This window comes from Mesorhizobium sp. WSM4808 (genome assembly GCF_055811675.1).
Genome location: NZ_JBVVQX010000023.1, coordinates 20,628 through 38,501, shown reverse-complemented (window position 1 = coordinate 38,501; position 17,874 = coordinate 20,628). Strand labels below are relative to the sequence as shown.

21 protein-coding genes are annotated in these 17,874 nt (G+C 59.2%); 7 read left to right on the top strand and 14 right to left on the bottom strand.

Going from position 1 to position 17,874, the window contains the following annotated elements; translation table 11 throughout:
- Positions 1-2: 2 nt before the first annotated feature.
- The 3 genes from AC0L2U_RS30010 to AC0L2U_RS30000 all read right to left on the bottom strand — a co-directional run bounded on the left by AC0L2U_RS30010 (position 3) and on the right by AC0L2U_RS30000 (position 1,749).
- The gene (locus tag AC0L2U_RS30010) at positions 3-203 is read right to left on the bottom strand and encodes a hypothetical protein (protein ID WP_127395631.1); all 201 of its coding nucleotides are present in this window, start codon (positions 201-203) and stop codon (positions 3-5) included.
- A gap of 724 nt (positions 204-927) precedes the next feature.
- On the bottom strand, positions 928-1,419 hold the full coding sequence (locus AC0L2U_RS30005; RefSeq protein WP_473603094.1) for a hypothetical protein: 492 nt from the start codon (positions 1,417-1,419) through the stop codon (positions 928-930).
- Between the two features lie 84 nt (positions 1,420-1,503).
- Positions 1,504-1,749 (bottom strand): hypothetical protein, encoded by a 246-nt coding sequence (locus AC0L2U_RS30000; protein WP_473603093.1) that lies wholly within the window; start codon positions 1,747-1,749, stop codon positions 1,504-1,506.
- Between the two features lie 723 nt (positions 1,750-2,472).
- On the opposite strand from AC0L2U_RS30000, the gene AC0L2U_RS29995 reads away from it, so the two are divergent.
- Positions 2,473-2,982, top strand: a complete 510-nt coding sequence (locus AC0L2U_RS29995) for a ferritin-like domain-containing protein (RefSeq protein WP_127395633.1) — start codon at positions 2,473-2,475, stop codon at positions 2,980-2,982.
- Positions 2,983-3,227: 245 nt separating this feature from the next.
- On the opposite strand, the gene AC0L2U_RS29990 is transcribed toward AC0L2U_RS29995, so the two are convergent.
- Both AC0L2U_RS29990 and AC0L2U_RS29985 read right to left on the bottom strand, forming a co-directional pair.
- Entirely contained in the window at positions 3,228-4,073 is an 846-nt protein-coding gene (locus AC0L2U_RS29990) for an SIR2 family NAD-dependent protein deacylase (protein ID WP_127266463.1), read from the bottom strand.
- Positions 4,074-4,114: 41 nt separating this feature from the next.
- Entirely contained in the window at positions 4,115-4,423 is a 309-nt protein-coding gene (locus AC0L2U_RS29985) for a hypothetical protein (RefSeq protein ID WP_127266462.1), read from the bottom strand.
- A 592-nt stretch (positions 4,424-5,015) separates the two neighbouring features.
- Here AC0L2U_RS29985 and AC0L2U_RS29980 point away from each other — a divergent pair.
- Together AC0L2U_RS29980 and AC0L2U_RS29975 are read left to right on the top strand one after the other, a co-directional pair.
- Positions 5,016-5,189, top strand: coding sequence for a hypothetical protein (locus AC0L2U_RS29980; protein WP_127395634.1), 174 nt, complete (start codon positions 5,016-5,018; stop codon positions 5,187-5,189).
- Positions 5,190-5,228: 39 nt separating this feature from the next.
- Complete coding sequence (locus tag AC0L2U_RS29975; RefSeq protein ID WP_127266460.1) at positions 5,229-5,726, top strand: metallophosphoesterase family protein; 498 nt, start codon at positions 5,229-5,231, stop codon at positions 5,724-5,726.
- A 259-nt stretch (positions 5,727-5,985) separates the two neighbouring features.
- Here the strand turns inward: AC0L2U_RS29975 and AC0L2U_RS29970 are convergent, their stop codons facing one another.
- A complete protein-coding gene (locus AC0L2U_RS29970) occupies positions 5,986-6,417 on the bottom strand; it encodes a hypothetical protein (protein ID WP_127807737.1) in 432 nt (143 codons plus the stop codon).
- A 285-nt stretch (positions 6,418-6,702) separates the two neighbouring features.
- Between AC0L2U_RS29970 and AC0L2U_RS29965 the strand changes: the two genes are divergently transcribed.
- From AC0L2U_RS29965 to AC0L2U_RS29955, 3 genes are read left to right on the top strand one after another with little or no spacing between them, the layout of a single operon-like run.
- The gene (locus AC0L2U_RS29965) at positions 6,703-7,740 is read left to right on the top strand and encodes a glycosyltransferase family 2 protein (protein WP_164873906.1); all 1,038 of its coding nucleotides are present in this window, start codon (positions 6,703-6,705) and stop codon (positions 7,738-7,740) included.
- A complete protein-coding gene (locus AC0L2U_RS29960) occupies positions 7,715-8,407 on the top strand; it encodes a class I SAM-dependent methyltransferase (protein WP_127396519.1) in 693 nt (230 codons plus the stop codon). Before AC0L2U_RS29965 ends, AC0L2U_RS29960 begins: the two co-directional genes overlap by 26 nt.
- Positions 8,385-8,849 (top strand): GtrA family protein, encoded by a 465-nt coding sequence (locus tag AC0L2U_RS29955; RefSeq protein ID WP_128289057.1) that lies wholly within the window; start codon positions 8,385-8,387, stop codon positions 8,847-8,849. The genes AC0L2U_RS29960 and AC0L2U_RS29955 overlap by 23 nt, the downstream gene beginning before the upstream one ends.
- A gap of 4 nt (positions 8,850-8,853) precedes the next feature.
- Here AC0L2U_RS29955 and AC0L2U_RS29950 read toward each other — a convergent pair whose 3' ends face one another.
- The 4 genes from AC0L2U_RS29950 to AC0L2U_RS29935 all read right to left on the bottom strand — a co-directional run bounded on the left by AC0L2U_RS29950 (position 8,854) and on the right by AC0L2U_RS29935 (position 11,779).
- Complete coding sequence (locus AC0L2U_RS29950; RefSeq protein WP_245481777.1) at positions 8,854-9,399, bottom strand: hypothetical protein; 546 nt, start codon at positions 9,397-9,399, stop codon at positions 8,854-8,856.
- Positions 9,400-9,463: 64 nt separating this feature from the next.
- The gene (locus AC0L2U_RS29945) at positions 9,464-10,711 is read right to left on the bottom strand and encodes a hypothetical protein (RefSeq protein WP_127396516.1); all 1,248 of its coding nucleotides are present in this window, start codon (positions 10,709-10,711) and stop codon (positions 9,464-9,466) included.
- Entirely contained in the window at positions 10,708-10,995 is a 288-nt protein-coding gene (locus AC0L2U_RS29940; RefSeq protein ID WP_127396515.1) for a hypothetical protein, read from the bottom strand. The genes AC0L2U_RS29945 and AC0L2U_RS29940 overlap by 4 nt, the downstream gene beginning before the upstream one ends.
- Before the next feature lie 223 nt (positions 10,996-11,218).
- Positions 11,219-11,779, bottom strand: a complete 561-nt coding sequence (locus AC0L2U_RS29935; RefSeq protein ID WP_245481778.1) for a hypothetical protein — start codon at positions 11,777-11,779, stop codon at positions 11,219-11,221.
- A gap of 569 nt (positions 11,780-12,348) precedes the next feature.
- On the opposite strand from AC0L2U_RS29935, the gene AC0L2U_RS29930 reads away from it, so the two are divergent.
- A complete protein-coding gene (locus AC0L2U_RS29930; protein WP_292137978.1) occupies positions 12,349-13,500 on the top strand; it encodes an NAD-dependent epimerase/dehydratase family protein in 1,152 nt (383 codons plus the stop codon).
- Here the strand turns inward: AC0L2U_RS29930 and AC0L2U_RS29925 are convergent.
- The 4 genes from AC0L2U_RS29925 to AC0L2U_RS29910 all read right to left on the bottom strand — a co-directional run bounded on the left by AC0L2U_RS29925 (position 13,398) and on the right by AC0L2U_RS29910 (position 17,841).
- Entirely contained in the window at positions 13,398-13,910 is a 513-nt protein-coding gene (locus AC0L2U_RS29925; protein ID WP_127332134.1) for an OmpA family protein, read from the bottom strand. The genes AC0L2U_RS29930 and AC0L2U_RS29925 overlap by 103 nt on opposite strands.
- 10 nt (positions 13,911-13,920) lie before the next feature.
- Positions 13,921-14,580, bottom strand: coding sequence for a L,D-transpeptidase (locus AC0L2U_RS29920; RefSeq protein ID WP_128362430.1), 660 nt, complete (start codon positions 14,578-14,580; stop codon positions 13,921-13,923).
- A 172-nt stretch (positions 14,581-14,752) separates the two neighbouring features.
- The gene (locus AC0L2U_RS29915; protein WP_127318164.1) at positions 14,753-15,256 is read right to left on the bottom strand and encodes a hypothetical protein; all 504 of its coding nucleotides are present in this window, start codon (positions 15,254-15,256) and stop codon (positions 14,753-14,755) included.
- A gap of 623 nt (positions 15,257-15,879) precedes the next feature.
- Positions 15,880-17,841 carry a CHASE2 domain-containing protein gene (locus AC0L2U_RS29910; protein WP_473603092.1) on the bottom strand — a complete coding sequence of 654 codons (1,962 nt, stop codon included), beginning with the start codon at positions 17,839-17,841 and terminating at the stop codon, positions 15,880-15,882.
- Positions 17,842-17,874: the final 33 nt, after the last annotated feature.

The window sequence follows — 17,874 nt, the reverse complement described above, 5'->3', positions numbered from 1 at the left end:
TCCTAGCCAGCAACAAAAATCCTGCGAACCTTTTTGGTGACACGCGGCTTGCGTTGGCTGGGACCGGGCGTGATGGCTTGTGCGAGGCGAGCCTCCTTCAACCGCGCCGTCTTGGCGGCGCGCTCAGCACGTTCCTTGTCGATAATGATTGCTGCAGCTGATGTGGTATTCTCGTTGCGACCGTCATCATTGATCCGCGGCATCTCAGTGCCTCGCCCCGATTCTTGTCGCCCATAGTGCCATTTTGCACCTGCGTCCCGCCCTGAACTGGTCTATTGCCGCTTTGAGTGAGAATTCGGTTGCATGTTCCGGTTTCTCGCCCGGCTGGTGGTTGTCGTTGGCAGCTTGTGTGATGGCCATCTTTGTTCTCCTACGAGGCCGAACTTCGATATGACACAAGTGTTCCAAGGCAACTCGCAAGCTGCAGGGCTATTTTCGATGTAGGGGCACGCGCGGATGCTCAGGCGCGTGATCGGAGCATTGTGTTGGAGGGCCGTAGCTGGAACTATGAGAGCGCAGATAGCGTGGTCGCCTGAACATGAACGGCGGCCTTCCCCCCCTCTCGCAAAAAGCTGTCAGCGCGATATTGTTACCAGGAGCAAAGGAGCCTGGTGTCGACGAGAACTTTTCTCGCGACGAGATCGTTCAGACTTTGCTGCAGCACAGGGCCCCCGCAAGCGCATCAGCTCGGTATTGTAGGGAATTCGGGCGTTAGGGCCGTTGAACCGCTACGGGTGTGTCAGTAGCAAACTTACAGACAGCCGCAGGTCCAAACGAGCAGCACCGTTCCAAGCGCATACGGGACCAGAAGCAAACCTATCGTCACCCAGAAAGCTGGCTCTGCCAAGGCGGCCATGTCCTTGCGAAACTGCTCCCTAGGGCTACCCCGGCAACTTCGACAAACGAATAGAGCTAATCTGGTAAGGCCTACGGCCCGCTTTTGGCATCTTCGACCTCCAGCGCATCCATGAGGGCTGCCACGTCGGTGGGTTCGCCATCGGCGTCACCATGCACGCCAGTCCGGGCGTTCTTTAGCGCTTGCTCGATCGCATCTTCAATGTTTCCGAGCTCGTCCTCACGCACCTCGCGACCATAACCGGCCGCTTCGGCATCCTGCTCGAATTGCTGGACCAGCACGGCGAAGCTCACTTCCTCTTTGCCAGCAAGAGTGCCGACATTCTCCTGCAGCCAGGTTTCAAAAAACTCTTTGGTCGCGTTCATCGGATCACTCCTTCGCCGGATTAAGCGCGGCGGCGATCCGAAGTTCCGCAATGCCGTCACTTTCCCAATCAGCAAGGGGATATGCTCATGGTGGGCTTGGCCGATAATCCCGAAAATTCGTCTGCGCGGTGCTGGCTCCGTACCGGGAGCAAGGCCGCCGGATGAGTTCACGCCCACCGAGCGCTCGTCGATCCGCATGCTCTTCGATCGGTCTGCATGGAACTATTGCCCGCTCGGTTGCGCAAGGCTGCCCCGGCGGTGGTTGTTCGCCTTCCCGCTATTCTATCCCGACATTCCGGATCGAATCACCTCATCGGCTGACAACCGGTCGGACATCGCTGCACTGTTGGTCTGGTCCATCCCGAACTGAGCGACCTGAATCATCATAGCCTTGGCCTTTGCAATGAGTTGGTCGTCGGGAAGAGTATGCCCGGCCTGCAGGGTGACTGTAATACACTCGCCTCCCTCTCCGCGGAATTCCACGATCGGAGCCTGGTCTCGGCTGACGACAATTCCCATCATCTGCATAAGAACCTCCTTCGACTGCAGCGGGCAGCCGAAACTCAACCCAGCTCGGCCGTCTAATCCTTGACATAAGCCCCAGGCTGACGACCGCCTCTGGGCGCCTTGGCGTCTTTCGAATGCTCGGCCATCGCAGGGCCTGCTCCGGAGACTTTCTCTGCGGCCGGTGACGGTGTCGCCGGCTTAGACGAGGTCCTGCCGCCCGATTTTTCGGGGCGTGGTGATATGCCAGTTGAAGAATTGTCTGAAGAAGTCATGGCTCGTTTCCTTAGCTGCGAAACTTCCTTACCAACCTCCGAAATGCCCTGACGTTCCATTGCGATCCCTTCGTGAGATAAGATCTCCGCAGGTGAACATGCCTCGTCCCTGGACGCGCATCAGGTAGGGGTTGATTTCGCAAGCGAACGGTAAAATGCGAAGCCGCTCCGGCGAGATACAGCTTAGCCCTACATGGCAGCGCGGGCATCGGAATACGAGCCGAGGCGAAACAGAGGTCCATCCGTCGCCGAACCCGCGACAGGCAGCAGGTTCGGTCATTTCTGCAGAAATGCGTTTGCCAGCTTGGACACAGCGGCAGTGCCCGTACCGCGCTATTCTCTCCTGGTGCCGAGAGCCTGATTGCAGCGCCGACTGGGAAAAGCCTGCGACACAGGCTGACTCCGCAGGTCAAACTATGAGGAACAATATCTCCCTTTGAAAGTTCTGGCCGACCCATGAAGGAGATATGAAATGTCAGAATCGCGCGAATGGCTTGTCCAATGGCTCAGGGATGCTCACGCCATGGAAGAGCAGGCCGAGACCATGTTGAATGGGCAGTTGAACCGAATTGAGAACTATCCTGAGCTCAGCGAACGGATTCGCCAGCACGTCCAGGAGACCAGGCAGCAGGCTGCTCGGCTGAAAACCTGTCTCGACCGCATCGGACAAGGATCTTCCACACTGAAGGATGCCGGCGGCAAGCTGACGGCAATGGCGCAGTCGCTCAGCGGTGTCTTCGCCGGTGACGAAGTGATGAAAGGATCGCTTGCAAGCTACACGTTCGAGCACATGGAAATCGCCTCCTACACAATCCTTATCGCCGCTGCCAAATCGCTGGGTGAAGCAGAGGTCGCCCAGGTCTGCGAAGAGAACCTGCGTGAGGAAGTCGCAATGGCGGACTGGTTGAAAAGCCATATTCCAACGACAACCGAGCAGTTCCTGGCGCGGGCCGACTCGGAGAGTGAAAACGCCAAGCGTTGATCAGCCGGTAGCGTATCGCTAAACAAGCTCGCCCCTTGCGCCGAAGCTCGGCGCAAGGCGCATCGAGGTTGAGCCGTTACCGCTGAAAGGCACTTCAAAGTAGGCAGTGCGTGAGTAAGTTTCCGATTAGCTCTCCGTGCCGCGATAGTATCCTTGACGCCAATTGAACTTGAAATTCCGGACGGAATTCTCTGCCATGTGCCGCTCCTTGAGAGCCCGCCGAACTGCCCATCATACGGATGTTGCTATCGCCCACTTTTTGGCGACAGTTCCCCATCCCCAACCATCTCCGCCAGCCGGCTGAGGAAGTCCACCAAAGCAGCTTGCGGCTCGTCGATTTCGCCGACCACGACCGAAATGCCCCAACGTCCAAGCACGGCCTCCTCCACAGGGTTTCGGCTGGTCATGAAGATGAACGAGGGCGGGCGATCTTTCTCATAGCCGGACCGATGCCACGTCTGCCAGAGACGGTGCAGCAACAACCGAATGTTTGGGTCGGAAAGGCTATAGCCAATGAAGAGGATCGTGCTGCCGAGCGCATCCGAGCGAAAACGCACGTCCAGCGGAGAATTGAAGGAGAGACGATCGAGGTAGTCCGTTTCGGTGAGGACGAGGGACGAATCCTCGTCGAAATCACCATGGAACTTGACGATGTGGGTAATGCCTTGGCGGGCCTGCGCCACATCGCGTGCATTGGCCACTTTCACGTAGTCCCGACCGTATATCTCATAAGCCAGTTCCAGATTCCGATCATAGTTAGTTGTGTAGATGACAGGGAAGTCGAGCCTCACGATGAGACGATGCAACTCGGATTTCTCGATCCGGTCCTTGGGGACGGACCAGTTTCTGTCCATCCAACTGCGAAGTGGCCCGATGCTGCCATGCTTGATGCGATAGTACTCGGCCAGGGTTTGAAAACGATCGCGTCTCGTGGAAAATTCGTCGTCGACGCCGAGCTCCTTTGCCATTCGCTCTATCAGCTTCTCCCAGGAGGGTAATCCAACGCTGATCGAAACCCCTGCCCCAACAAACAGAATTGCGCTGCGATGCCGAATTGCGTTGGCGAGCGAATCTACAGGGTCATCGTTCATCACGTCTTTCGAGGCCACCCGCGCAGGTCGACCTTCCTCCCTCACATCTGGTCGTTATTAGGCTCCTTGGTGATCCCCACCTGCCTGGCCAGCTCGGAAAACGGTGGCACACTCGCTTCGAACTGCTCGGTGTTAGCCAGCCGCAAAAGCCGCAAAGGGAAACACACTGCGTCGCGGTTAGCCGGCGACATATCCTCGAAGAGGCGCTCATCAACCGTGAAGGAGGCTTCCGCGTTTTTCAACGCCGTGTCGATATCATCGACCGAGAGAAGGCCTCTGCGGACCAAGGCGTTATTGACGGCCGCGACCGCCATAAGCAAACCTTCCAATTGCAGGTTGGCGACGTTCATGGGCCATTGTCCTTCATACCATTGGGAGCCCGTCGATAGATAATCCTGCTCCGGAGGCCTTGTGCCGTGCCGGTGATGGAGTTGCCGGCTTGCTAGAGCGTTTCGGCTGCGCGGCGACGCCGGGATTGGCATCTGGTGGCGCCATGGCTTGAATCTCCGCTGGGCTGCTGGACAACTCTCCACATGCCTCGAGGTTCCGGATCGCCATGGCAACCTTGCAAAGGCATAGGCAAGGCTTCTCGCTGTCCTACCGTCGGGCGCACCAGGTGATCGCAGTTGGGTCTTCAGACTGCGATTCAAAAAGCGCGTTGCATGGTTCCTCCGCGAGCGCGAGCCGCCTTCGGCAGTAGATGCCTGCCGCGCCCGCTCGTAGCCAAAAGCAACCGCCGCAAAGCGTTCGGCAACTTTAGAGCTCCGACAGTGCCTCCCAGACGGGCCACATAGAAACGACCAAGCTGATGCCTGCTACAGGTCTCGGGATCTCGTTTATCGGCGACATCAGGCAGCGGCGCTCCGCAGGTCAGCAGATCCGATGGATGGGAACAACCCGGCACCGTGATGGTTCGGTGGCATCAAAAGGTGATAGAGAACGATGGGTGAAAAGCTTAAACAGCACACAGAAGCCACAGATCGTGAAAAGGCGATCGAAGCTCTCTACTTTGCGCGCAAGTGCGGCCTCACCAAGGAAGAGGCACTCAAGATGCTCAGGGAAGCCCAAATCAGGATCGATGATGGACCCAAAAGCCGCTCCGGCAACCGAACTTAAAAGCGTCCGTTGAGCGCTCATCTCAGCCAGCGGCGGCGCATGATCTTCTTCACCTCCGACACGCATTTCAACGATCCCCGCATTCTGCGGCTCGACCCCCGCCCCTTCAGTTCATTGGTGGCGCACGACCAGGCACTGACTGAACTTTGGAACGAGACTGTTGCTCCAAATGACGAGGTTTGGCACCTCGGCGACTTCGCCAAGGGATCGGCCGAGACAGTGTCTTCGCTGCTGTCCTGCCTCCACGGCACCAAACACCTGATCATCGGCAACAACGACGGCATGGTAACGCTCCGCGCTTCGGCTTGGGCTAGCGTGCAACACTACAAGGAGCTAACTGTCGAGGGCAGTTTCTTGGTTCTTTGCCACTACCCGTTCCGCACCTGGAACAAGATCGGCAAGAAATCGATAAACCTGCACGGCCATTCTCATGGCCGGCTGAAGCCAATGACGCGCCAGCACGACGTCGGCGTCGACGCCTGGGATTTTCGCCCAGTCACCTTTGCTGCCATACAGGCCAGGCGCCGCCGAGATTGAGGTTAGCGCAGCAGATGGCGAACGATCGATGTCTTCACGTGGTGATGCTAGCCGCAAACAGGATTCCAGAATCCTGCCCCTGGAGTATTGCAGCCATGCTGGAACGCACCGCGAGTAAACTGGGACCGAGGAGCGCCCCACCCATCTGCACAGCCGTGGGACAGGCGCCGACCCCCGTCGTCAACACGGCGCTCCACTGGCGCCCCAATCGTTCATCCACCTCGCTTGAAACGAGCTTCAATCGCCGTCCTTGGCGACCTCAGTGCCACACACTCTCTCTAAGCCACTTAAGAAACCTGTTCCCTCCGATTGCCCGGCGGACTCTAGCGGCAGCCCACTGCCCTCTGAACGTGGTTCCGACATGGCAACTGCAGACGATGTCATGCAACTCCCCGTCAGACAGTTCGAAGAAGCGCTTTGCTGCCCCATAGGTGTCATCCTTCAGGCCTAACGCACGCAGTAGCGGGTCCTCGAAGGCCACAGTAATTGGCGAGCCCTCACCGCGCGCTGCGTCGCGAGCTTCCCGCTTCAGATACTCAGTGCCGGTAAGCGCTGTCAGGCGTCGCTCGGGATGTTGTTCCAGCAACTCTGCCCAGCGCTCAATGCGCTGTTGCCGGGTCATGATCGGGTATGTCGACAGGGGTTCTACTTCTGCAATTGTCTGCAGTTGGCTTAAAGTTTGGTGTTCCATCGTCGGCTCCTTTGGTCGAAGTCCCTTCCCCTCAAAAATTATCGCGCGCCGACGCGCTGACAAGAGCTGGCAAGGCGGCCACTTGCCCGACAATGATTGCGAAACAGCGCATTGCTCCGCCGGCGCGCGAAACGATATCTCATCCCAAATCAGACCGAAGCCGTTCAGAACGAACAGCTCGCCACCCGCCTGCAACAACAAATTAAATTAGTAATGCCTTATGGAACTTTGAGGCTGGCGTTTCATTTGATCGGCATGGAGGCCTCTGTAATCCAAAGTGCCGGGATGAGAGCGAACGTGTCGCTGCGCTACTCGCTGGTTCTGCCGATATACAACGAGGAACAAGTGCTGCCTCGTCTGATCGAGCGGATCAGGTTGCTAATCCACCAGCTGGACGGTGAGACAGAGGCTATTTTCGTCGATGACGGAAGCAGCGATGGCAGCGTCACTTACCTTCGGCGTGTGGTCGCCGCCGAGCCTCGTTTTCGGCTAATCGAGCTTTCCCGCAATTTTGGGCACCAGATAGCAATCACAGCCGGTATGGACGCCGCCCAGGGGGATGCCGTCATCGTCATGGATGCCGATCTCCAAGACCCACCCGAGGTGGTTCTCGATCTGGTGGCGAAGTGGAAAGAAGGTTTCGAAATTGTCTATGCCCGGCGCGTCAAACGCGAGGGCGAATCCTGGTTCAAGCGCTTCACGGCAAGTCTCTTCTATCGCTTGCTGGAAAGGATGACGACCGTTGACATTCCGCGCGATGTTGGAGATTTCCGGTTGGTCGGTCCCAAAGCGCTGAGAACTTTTAGGCAGATGCCCGAACACGATCGCTTCGTCAGGGGCATGTTTGGCTGGATGGGATTCAAGCAGGCGTCGGTGCCTTTCGAGCGCCCGGCACGAACCCATGGCCAGACCAAATACCCATTCTGGAAGATGGTGCATCTTGCTGCGCACGCCATCGTCAGCTTCTCGGAACAGCCGCTGCGCCTGGCGCTCTGGGGTGGCTTGGCCATTTCTGCGCTGGCCGTAGCCTTCGGTGCCTACGCCATCTACGCCTGGGCCTTTGAAACAGGCATTGTTGCCGGCTGGACATCCACCGTGATGATCGTGTCGCTCCTGTGCGGCATCAACCTCTTCATGACCGGCGTTGTCGGATTGTATGTCGGCAGCATCCACGCCGAAGTAAAACGGCGCCCGCTTTACGTGATCGATCGCCTCACCGGCTTCGACCGGCCGATGCCAGCCGTCCCGGGCAAGAGCCGCCGCTCGCCTCGAAAATCCCGGCTTGGAGTCCCGGCCAATGTCCGAACCCTTCGACAGCTATAGATTCAATTATGGTGAGACGGTCCAGGGATCGATCCGCTTTTCAGGGCTTAAGCACGACTTCTTTCTCATGGCGAAGGCCGAGTTGCTGCGACGCGTTGTGGTCGAGCGGGGGCTTCGTCATGCCGGTCCGGATTTGCGGGTGCTTGATGTCGGCTGCGGCGTAGGTGTGCTCCATCCCTATCTCAAAGGCGCCTTCGAGTGCCTGGAGGGCTGTGACATCTCGCAGGAATCCATCTTGCGTGCCAGCCAGGAGAATCCGAGCGTCACCTACACGGTCTGCACCACGCCGAACCTGCCATACGACAATGGCGTCTTCGATCTGGCCTTCGCCAGCTGCGTCGTCCATCATGTTCCGCCCGCTTCCTGGCTCGGGTTCGTTCGCGAGATGCGGCGCGTCGTACGCCCAGGCGGTGCCGCCTGCATCATCGAGCACAATCCCTATAATCCGCTGACGCGTCTGGCTGTGTTCCGGTGTCCCTTCGACCATGACGCGGTGCTGCTCAGCGCAGCCAAAACAGCGTCCCTCCTTCAAGAAGCAGGCTTCAGCAACATCCGATCCGAGCACTTCCTGCTGCTGCCGTCGGGCGGGCCCTTGGCCCGAAAAGTCGAGCGCGCGCTCGCCCCCCTGCCGCTGGGGGCACAGTATGCGTGTAGTGCGCATGCATGAGCATCGGCCTGCCGGCGACGACGCCCTGAAGCTACTGGCACGCTTCGGCCTGGTCGGCATCGCTGCCACACTTCTGTATGCCGCTTTGGTTGCTGTTTTTTCCAAATCGGAATGGCTCGGTTTAACGCCCATCCATGCCTCGCTTGGGGCATATGCCGCAGCCACCCTGTTTTCGTATCTGGCTCACAAATCCCTGACGTTCGTGTCGAGCCGATCGCATCGAACTGAAGCTCCGCGTTTTCTCCTGCTGGCGGCAACAGGCTTGGCCATTGCCTATGGGGCGCCGGCGTTGCTGACGGTAAAGCTGGGCTTGCCGCTCATCATTCCCGTGCTGATTACGTGCTTGCTTGTCCCCGGCATCAATTTCTTCGTGCTTGACCGGTGGGTTTTTGCCGGACGCATTCCCGGTCGGCACGGCAATCGCTCCCGCCAGAGGCAATAATGCTCTAAATGGCGTCCAGTCGAAACGACACCAATTTGATGGAGCGCTTATAAATGTCGCTGGCGGCCTGGCTGGGCGGGATCCCGTCAAGATAGTCAAAGGTCATTTCGAACGTGCTGGCGTCCGAAAAAGCTGCGTGCGGAATGACGAACGAGACGGTTATCGGTTGCTTGCCCGACAGTGTGACCTTATGCACGGACACGCCATGCACCGAGATTATCACCCTCTGCGTCATCTGTGGCGGACGAATGACAGCGGCCATTTGTAGCGTTGCCTTAAGGCCGTCGCGAAGTGGCGGTATCTGCAGGCGAAGCCGCGAGGTCTCGCCCAGCGAATGCGTGCCGTCGGCTACCGGCCCCGACCAGCCACAAACTTTCATGCCGGCTACCCGTTTGGCGCCATCGGACCGGAAGGACACTGTCTGGCCGAGTGAGTAGCTGCCAATAGCATCGCGGTTGAGGCATGTCGTCGTGCGGTCGATGTAATAGGCACGATAGTCGGCGTGGACATTCGGATGGAGGGCCAGCGCAAGGATGGCGAGTTCGGACACGGCCAGAACCGCGGCGAGCGCGTAAGCGCCAAGCGAGATAGCGCGTCCATGGGGGTTGAGGGTGTCAGACCAAAGCAAGGTAGCCCCCAATCCATGCCACCGTCATGAAATAGCAGGCGACCAGGAAGAGAACCAAAGCGGCCAGCCAGGTCAGTTTCGACGCCGACAACAGGACGGCCATCAACATTATCAGAGGCGCCAGCCCAATGACGTATCTGACCATGGAGGCCAGATTCGTTATCAATGGCACGAGAATGCAGATCGCGCAGAAGACCCCAGCGCCATATTGCTTGCGAGCCACCAGCACGACTGATAGCGCCAGCCCGATGATCGCTGCGAGCGCACTCCATTGCGGCGCCGTGGGCAGCCACCCGGTCTTGGGAAATGCTGAGAGTCCGTCCCATAGAAACAGGAGCGGGTTCCCAGCCACTCGTCCAAAGGCGCGTTGGACGTGCAGAAATGCAAAGCCGTCGCCGACAGTGACATACAAAAACAGGATGTAGGCAAACAAGCCGGCAGGCGAGATAAAGATAGCGACGAGCAGATCCGGTCGACCGAGCACCCAACGCGGAAAGGAGAGTGGTGAGCCGCCCCGTTCGCGATGCTGCTGGAACATTTGAATGACGGTCGCAAAGACGACGAGGACCCCAACGAGCCTCGTTGCCGAGAGGAGCGCTGACGAGATGCCAGCGACGGGATAGCTGGAACGTTTGAGTGCCAGGAAGACAATCGAGGTCAGGAGCACGAAAAGAGATTCGGAAAGGAAAGTTGTGAAGTGGAAGGATAACGGGCCGCTAAGCAGAAAAGCGCAGTACAGTACATAGGCCCGCATGTTCTTCTCCAGCAGCGGCCATGCCACCAGACACGCGGTGTAGCTGCATGCAATCGAAGTGATCGTCGCGACCAGTATCGTGGCGAAGGGGAAAATCGCCCGGATCACCGCTACCAGCATCGGATAGAATGGAAAGAAGCCCCATCGTCCGACGTTGCTTTGGTTTGGGATGGGAAAGCGCTCGTAGCCGCGTTCGGAAATATCCAGATACCAGTGGCAATCCCATCGGCAGAGCGCACGAGCATAAGACTCGAAGCCTGGTTCCGCCAACGTTGAAGCAACAGCGGCATAACGAATAGCAAGGCCAGTGAAACCGAACAGGAGCGGGACTGTCACGACCGCTGCCGCTACCATGTGGCGCTTGTTGATCGTCGGGCCGTAGTCGGGGAAAATCTCGAACTGCTCTGCGCCCTTCATCGACGGCGCATCGCCGGGGCTCTTGATGGCCGGGACGAGATTGTCAGTCCCGGATTTTCTCATCGCGGAGCACCGGCGCGGCGAGTTTCCACCCCCTGATGGGAGCCCGCTTCGACTGTGACCAAACCGCCGACCGTGGCCTTGCCAGCTTCATAATCGACCGCCGTGGCGTGGCCGATGAGGTTCAACTTGTCCGGCGCCTTTGCCTTCTTCGGCGTGTCGATCGAGAAGAGGAAGTTGTAGGTCGCAACGCTGACGCTGGCCCGACGGTCGTCGAGCAGTTCCAGATGGGTGACGCCTATCGTCACCTCGTGGCCAAAGCCGATGCCAGTCTGTTCCCGCACCATGTGAGGGATTCTGGAGCGCGGCTGGCGATCGTCAAGAGGTTGCTAATATTCGAGCGGCGAAGGGCAACAAATCTTTGGCCCTGCTTCTAAGCGAGCGTTTGGAGAATACCCGCGGTGCGTGGAAGGCGCCTTTGAAGCGCGTCGAGAACACGATAATCATGCATGCCTCGGCGGCCGGACGAGCTATTGCGCAGCCTTGACACCGGGATGGTCGCCCGACAAATCAAAGGTCCGTACCGAATGCTCCTTCTGTGCGACGTCGAATGCCCACGGGCGGAGGCGCAAAGACCGAGATCGCCTTTGCGTGGACCTTGAAATGAGCTGGTGTCGAGGTGACGATCTCACCATCGGTGTTGACCGGCATCGGCTTCTCCGTCTCGATGTCGAACTCGACGCACCTAGCCGTCCGAACCTCTCGCCAGGCGCCATGCGTTCCAGAACGGAAGGAGCGGAGCATCAGCGCCAGTTTCCAGAGGTTCGTCATTTCCAAGCTATAGAGATCGAGATGTCCGTCATCGATCTCGGCCGTCTCTTCCACCACGTTGCCGCCCCCGTAGTGACGACCGTTTCCCACCAAAAATTCCATAGCGTTGTTCGCCTGCGCCGCTGCATCTCCATCAACCCTGTGGGGGAAGTCTGCCAGCGCGATGACATAAAGAGCGGCTGCGAGAACGAGGACGCAGCCAACGGCAATCATCTTGGCGAGTGGGCGAGAAGTGCTGCAAGATGGCAAACGGAACGGTTCGCGCACAGCGAACACAATCACGATGGCGAGAATATGCATCGCCAACCGCTATTGCGGGAGCACCCGCCGGGTTCAAGTGAACGGAAACTTGCCCGATGACCAGGCATGCTAACGCTCCAACTACCCCGCTGGCACTAAGATTCATCGCCTGACGGGCGGCCGTGTTGTGTCGAGCAAAGCGCCTGCGCTTGCCATCCGCGGGCCCCCCCAACGCCATCGTCACCCTCTCAAAAAGTCCGACTGCCCAGTTTGTCACCCGCCGGATACGCAAGAAGGCCGTTCGCCGCGCAATGACGCCACCATTCTCGAGGCGCAAAGCCTATCATGGCTCGAACCGAACTGTCGTTACGCGAAGGTCCGGAAAAGCGATTGAGTGCGGGCATTTGAAGCGGTCCAAGCATTCCAGCCGCTTTGCGCCCGCGCGCGGTGCGATGATTCGGCGCGCCTGCATTTGATCAGCTTGAGGAAGTAGCGCCGGTCGGTTTGCTCTCAGATGGGGAGGAGGTGGACGTGGTTTGACCCACTCTGCATAGTCGTCGGGCAGCATGTCTTCCAGCTATATGAGATTGTACTTTTCCGGGGAGAGGACCAAGGTATCGGGAAAGGGCGTGGTCGGCTATCGAATCAGTGCTCAAACTGCGATGGAGATCCCGCAACTTCAGATGCCGATGATCAGACCTCTCAAACGTTCTACGCAATCCCAACAAGTGCTGGTTACGGGAGGTTCCGGCTTCCTCGGTATGTACTGTATTTTGCAGCTGCTCGATCTTGGATACCGGGTTAGATGCACTGTACGCTCGCTGACACGCGAACCAGAAGTTCGTCGTACACTCGAGCAGATGGGCGCATCATCAATTGGCGCTTCTCTTTCCTTCATCGAGGCAGATTTGAGTGCCGATCCCGGTTGGGATGATGCCGCCGCCGGTAGCTCCTACGTGCTACATGTCGCCTCTCCATTTTCCGTTGGACAAAAGGATGGCAATATTGACACCATCGGCATCGCCAGATCTGGCACACTACGAGGGTTGCGAGCAGCACATGAAGCGAAGGTTAAACGGCTGGTGATCACATCGTCATTCGTTACCATGAGTTACGCTCGCGAAATGGACACCGCTGAATTCACTGAGGCCGATTGGAGTGACTTGAGCATTCCCACTCTTACCGCCTACGTCAGATCGAAGACGTTAGCCGAAAAAGATGCTTGGGATTTTGTGAGGCGAAAAGGTGGGCCAGAGCTTACAGCAGTAAACCCGACGGTGATATTGGGGCCGGTCATGTGCCCCGACTATTCTCCGTCAATTTCACTCATCCAACGTATGCTGGACGGAAATCTGCCGTTAGCTCCGAAGCTTTCCTACGGGATCGTGGACGTCCGCGACGTCGCCGATCTACACATTCGCGCTATGACCGATCCTGCAGCAAATGGCGAGCGGTTCGTTGCAATAGCGGGTGAAACAATGAGCATATACGAGATAGCCCGGGTGCTCAGGTCGCGGCTGGGTGCTCATGGAGCAAAAGCGCCGCGATTTGAGATGCCAAACTGGGCGATGCGACTTCTCGCTTTGGTCAGTCCTGCGGCAAGTGCTATCGCCGGCATGTCTGCTTTACGGGGACAAAGCTGCCTACGGCCTCCGATGACAAGCAAAACTGCTGCCACCTACGACTCGTCCCTCTCATCGCGCAAATTAGACACAACGCGGCGGTTCTGCGACCTGCAGGCGGCGTCGGGGCAGTCGCGGACGAGCCTGTCCTTGCCGTAGCCCTTGGCCCACATGCGATTGCGGTCTATGCCGCCGGCGGCGAGGTAGTCCATCACCGCATCGGCGCGCTGCTGCGACAGCGCCGTTTCACTTGCGCCGGGATCGTCGGCGAAACCCTGCAGCTTGAGCAGCCAGCGCGGATGCTTTGCTAACCAGGCGATCTGGGTGTCGAGGGTGGCCTTGGCGACAGAATCGAGCGCAACCGAACCTTGCGTGAAATAGGTGCGGCGGCCGACATTGAGGATAAAATCCTCCTCGCTGCCCGGCTGCACGTTCTGGAAGCCGGCAATCTCGGCGTTGGTGACGTCTGGCGTGGAAGGGGCCAGCGTGTTGCTGGTCGAGCAGGATGCGACAAACACCAGCAGGCTGGCAGCGAGCAGCCGGCGCGTGTTTTCAATCATGCGGTTCATGAGGCGCCAATCATTCGACAGTTGTGGAAGCGGGCGCCTGGTCGGCGATGTGCGGCAGCACCTCCACCGCGGTGCCGATCGGGCACCGCTGGTAGAGGTCGATGATGTCTTCCGGGAACATGCGGATGCAGCCGCTGGAAGCGTCGGTGCCGATGCTCCATGGCTCCAGGGTGCCATGCAGGCGGTAGCCGATGTCGGCGCCGTCGCGGTACAGATAGAGCGCGCGCGGCCCGAGCGGATTGTTGGACGCGCCGCCTGCGACCATCGGCGGTAGGTCCGGCTTGCGCTTACGCATTTCGGGGGGCGGGACCCATTGCGGCCACAGCGCGCGGCGGTCGATCGTCGCGCGGCCGTACCATTTGAAGCCGTCCTTGCCTACGCCGACGCCGTAGCGGATGGCGGTCTTGTTTTCCATGATGAGGTAGAGGAAGTGGTGGCGGGTATCGACCACGACGGTGCCGACCGGCTCGCTGCTGAAATACTTCACGATCTGGCGATGCCATCTCTTGTCGATCTTGGCGAAGTTGGTCTTGCGATAGACAAAATTGTTGTCGCTGGCGTCACCGGCGAAAAAGGATTTTGCCGTCGCGGCTAGAACAATATTGCCGGTTGCACCGACCGCGACCAGCGCCAGGCCGCCGATGACGACTCCCCTGCGTGATAAAACCATCGGCAATCCCCCATGCCTTAAGTCTGGCAGACCATAGTCGAGAATGATTTCGCCTCAAAGTGGAAAATGCTGCAGCGGGCCGGATGCGACCCGAAGCCGGACCTTCGATACGCCTCGGATTCACGGGCCGAAGCCAATCCTTGCGACCTCGAGCCTCGAACCTGCCACGCATTCAGAAGCCGTATAAAGCGATGGCGATTCCGAAGACGATGACGACCAAAATGCCGATGAAGGTCGGTGCTGTTACGATGAAAGCTGCCGGGACCAGGTATAGGTTGCGCCAAGCTAGCGTTGCCGTAACGATCGCGATGATGGGGGAGACCACGAAATAGACCGGGGTACCCCAGTCGTCACCGCCAAAGTCGAGCCCTTGCTCAGCGACCGAAGGCAGCATCGAAAACCAGCCCAGCATGATGCTGCCGGCTAACGCCAGGTTAGTGCCGCGAAGATCGCCTCGAACAGCCAGCACAAAGGCCGCCATGGCCGCAATCGTCTGGAGCCCGCCTGTCATGGCCGCTGTCCATCCGGCAATCCCGGAGCCCGGGTTTGACACGCCCATGAACACATAGGCTACCAACGACAGACCCAGATACGCCTGCAGCGCCGCCGTTAGAAAGAGAAGCGGCCATACTGCCTTTTCCGCCGCTGATTTGTCTTGCTGCTCCCCGCTTGCCATATTCTGGTCTCCAAATTCTGGGGCTGCCTCGCCTATCCTGCGGCTTGGTCGGAGCCTGTCTGAAGAAGCGGCTTTCTGCGGGGAGTTGTCACCCGGAGGAGGCGTTTTGCAACCTCACTCCCACGCGAGTCTGGTTCACAGCGCCACGGCGTCTTCAGCAACTATGTCCACATATGGGATCGCAGGAGTTCGCCTCAACGACCGAAACAAGGCGCTTAGCATACGCGGCTCCACTCGGAAATGGAGCCGCATCTGTAGGTTTCCGTAGCCTCAGCAGTTCCAGGCCGCGTCGCTCCAGCCATGCGAGAAGGCTGGAGCGTGGGTCGCTCATCAACTCGAACTGAACAGGTCGGCCGGTGTTCTGTTGGACGACCGCTGCGCGCCGGCAGACGGTTGATGAGCGTGGGGCCGCAAATAGAATGGCAGCTTTCAGGAATAGATGGACTACTTTCAGCTCCGGTATTTTGCGGCCGCCCAAATTGGCCTAATCCTGCAGGCGTGCGAGACGCCCGCCGTCAAAAACAACGGCTGCGCAGGCCGGATGCCGCCTGATGGCACCTAGGCCTCCCCAGCGGTCTTAGTTCACGATGCAGGACGGCACCACTGCGATCGGCTGAATCCGGTCAGCGTGTGCTTCGGGTTGGGGGCGCAACATCAGGCGGTGTCATTTGCTCGGATGGCGCCGAACCAACCACCGCGCCAGGGGCGCCAGATTGTTGGATCTCTACTTCGCGGCTCACACCTTGGTGAGCAGCTTGCATCTCCGGAACAGTGAAAACCGGCACCTCGCCCTTGAAACCCTGGAGCTCAAAGGCGCCCGCCTGGACGACCGGCATCGATGCTCCTGCCGCAAAGCCGGGTCCGAGCACCAGCTCGATGCCCAGCTTCTTGGTCGTGGACTCGAGACGTGCCACGCGGTTCACCGGGGAGCCGATTGCGGTGTAATCGAAGCGTCGTTCGGAGCCGAAATTGCCTACTGAGCAGATGCCGGTCTCGATGGCGACGCCGATTTCGATCGAGCGATGGCCATCCGCAGTGAAGGCGGCATCTTCGCGCTTCACCCGCTCGATCAGGGCAAGACCCGCGTCGAGCGCACGCTCGCGATGATCGGGTTGATCAAGCGGCGCGTTCCAGAAGGCCAGCACCGCATCGCCCATGAACTTGTCGATGGTGCCGTCGCGCTTGAGTATCTCATCGGTCGCAATACCAAGGAAATGGTTTACTACCTTGGCGATCTCATGGGTATCGAGCTGTTCGCTCATCGTCGTGAAGCCGCGTATGTCGCTGATCAGGATTGTGATCTCGCGCTTCTCGCCAGACAGGATTGCCTCGGTGTCCGAGCTTGCGAGGCGCTGCACCACGGAGGGCGACAGATATTGGGAGAACTGTCGCGCCAAGGTGGACCGGCGCTGCTCGCTGCGCCTGTAGAGGACATAGCCTTCGAAGCCCGCAACCATGATCGTTGCAAGCGCCGGCTGCAGCGGGTCATAGAGTGCACCCTGAATGCTGTACTCGAGAGCGCCGAACACAAACGGCGTGACGGCCAGCAGCGCCAGTGCGAGGGCGCCAAGCACGACACGCCCGGCGAGCACTCCGGACAGCCCGATGAAAACGACGGCACTGAGGAGAAACCAGAGCCGCTCGAGCATACGTGCGTGCGTTGGCTCGGCCAGGTGGCTCCCGGCAAGCATCTGGCCAACCGCATCGGCGTGGATGTCCACTCCTGATCGTGCTGGACTCCTTGGCGTGGGCAGGTACTGCGTCAGTCCCACAGCCGACAGGTCGACAATGGCGATGGCGTCGCGCAGCCGCGGATCGCCATGGCGCGAAAGGATAGTGCTGGCAGACAGGCGGGGCGCATCGGTGGCGGTTTGCCAGAGGCGGATGCTCCCCTCCGGCTCGAGCGGCACAATGGCCCCGGCCATCCTGAGTGCGTCGAACCCGGCTGCATTCATCCGGGCTATGTACCCGTCCTGTCCAGCGTAGAGGCGCAGGAGCTCGAGTGCGAAGGACGGCCACAGCTGCACGCCTTGAGCGGTGTTGCGAAGCCAGAGCAGCGGCACATGGCGCAGTACGCCGTCGGGATCGGGCAAGGTGCGAATTACGCCAAGGCCCGCGGCAGTGTTCGAGAATTCGGCAAGCGAGCCGGTCAAGCCGGTGAAGCCGGGAAGTGTATCGGGTACTTGCCCGACGATCGACCAGCCGGCTTTGGGTTCTGCTTCTGAAACTGTCGCCTCATTGCCTAGGCTGACGGCAAGCGCCGTTCGATTTTTGGCCAGCGCCGCTGCTAAGTGCTTGTCTCCGGCGATGCCTTCAGGCGAGTTGTCGGCCTCGGGGAGTACCAGCGCAAGCCCGACCACTGCCGCGCCGGATTCGGTGATGCCATCGACCAGATCGGCCAAGAGGCCACGATTCCAAGGCCATCGCCCATGTGCCTTGAGGCTGGCGTCATCTATCGAGACGACCACGACAGGATTGCTCGTCGTCTGGCGTGGGGCGAGAAACTGATAGAAGTCGTACGTCCGCTCACGCAGACGCGACAACGGTGCGTCAAAAGCCAAATGGCAAGCGAGCAGCAGGAGCACGACCACAAGGCCGGATATTTTGCGCCTGCCAGC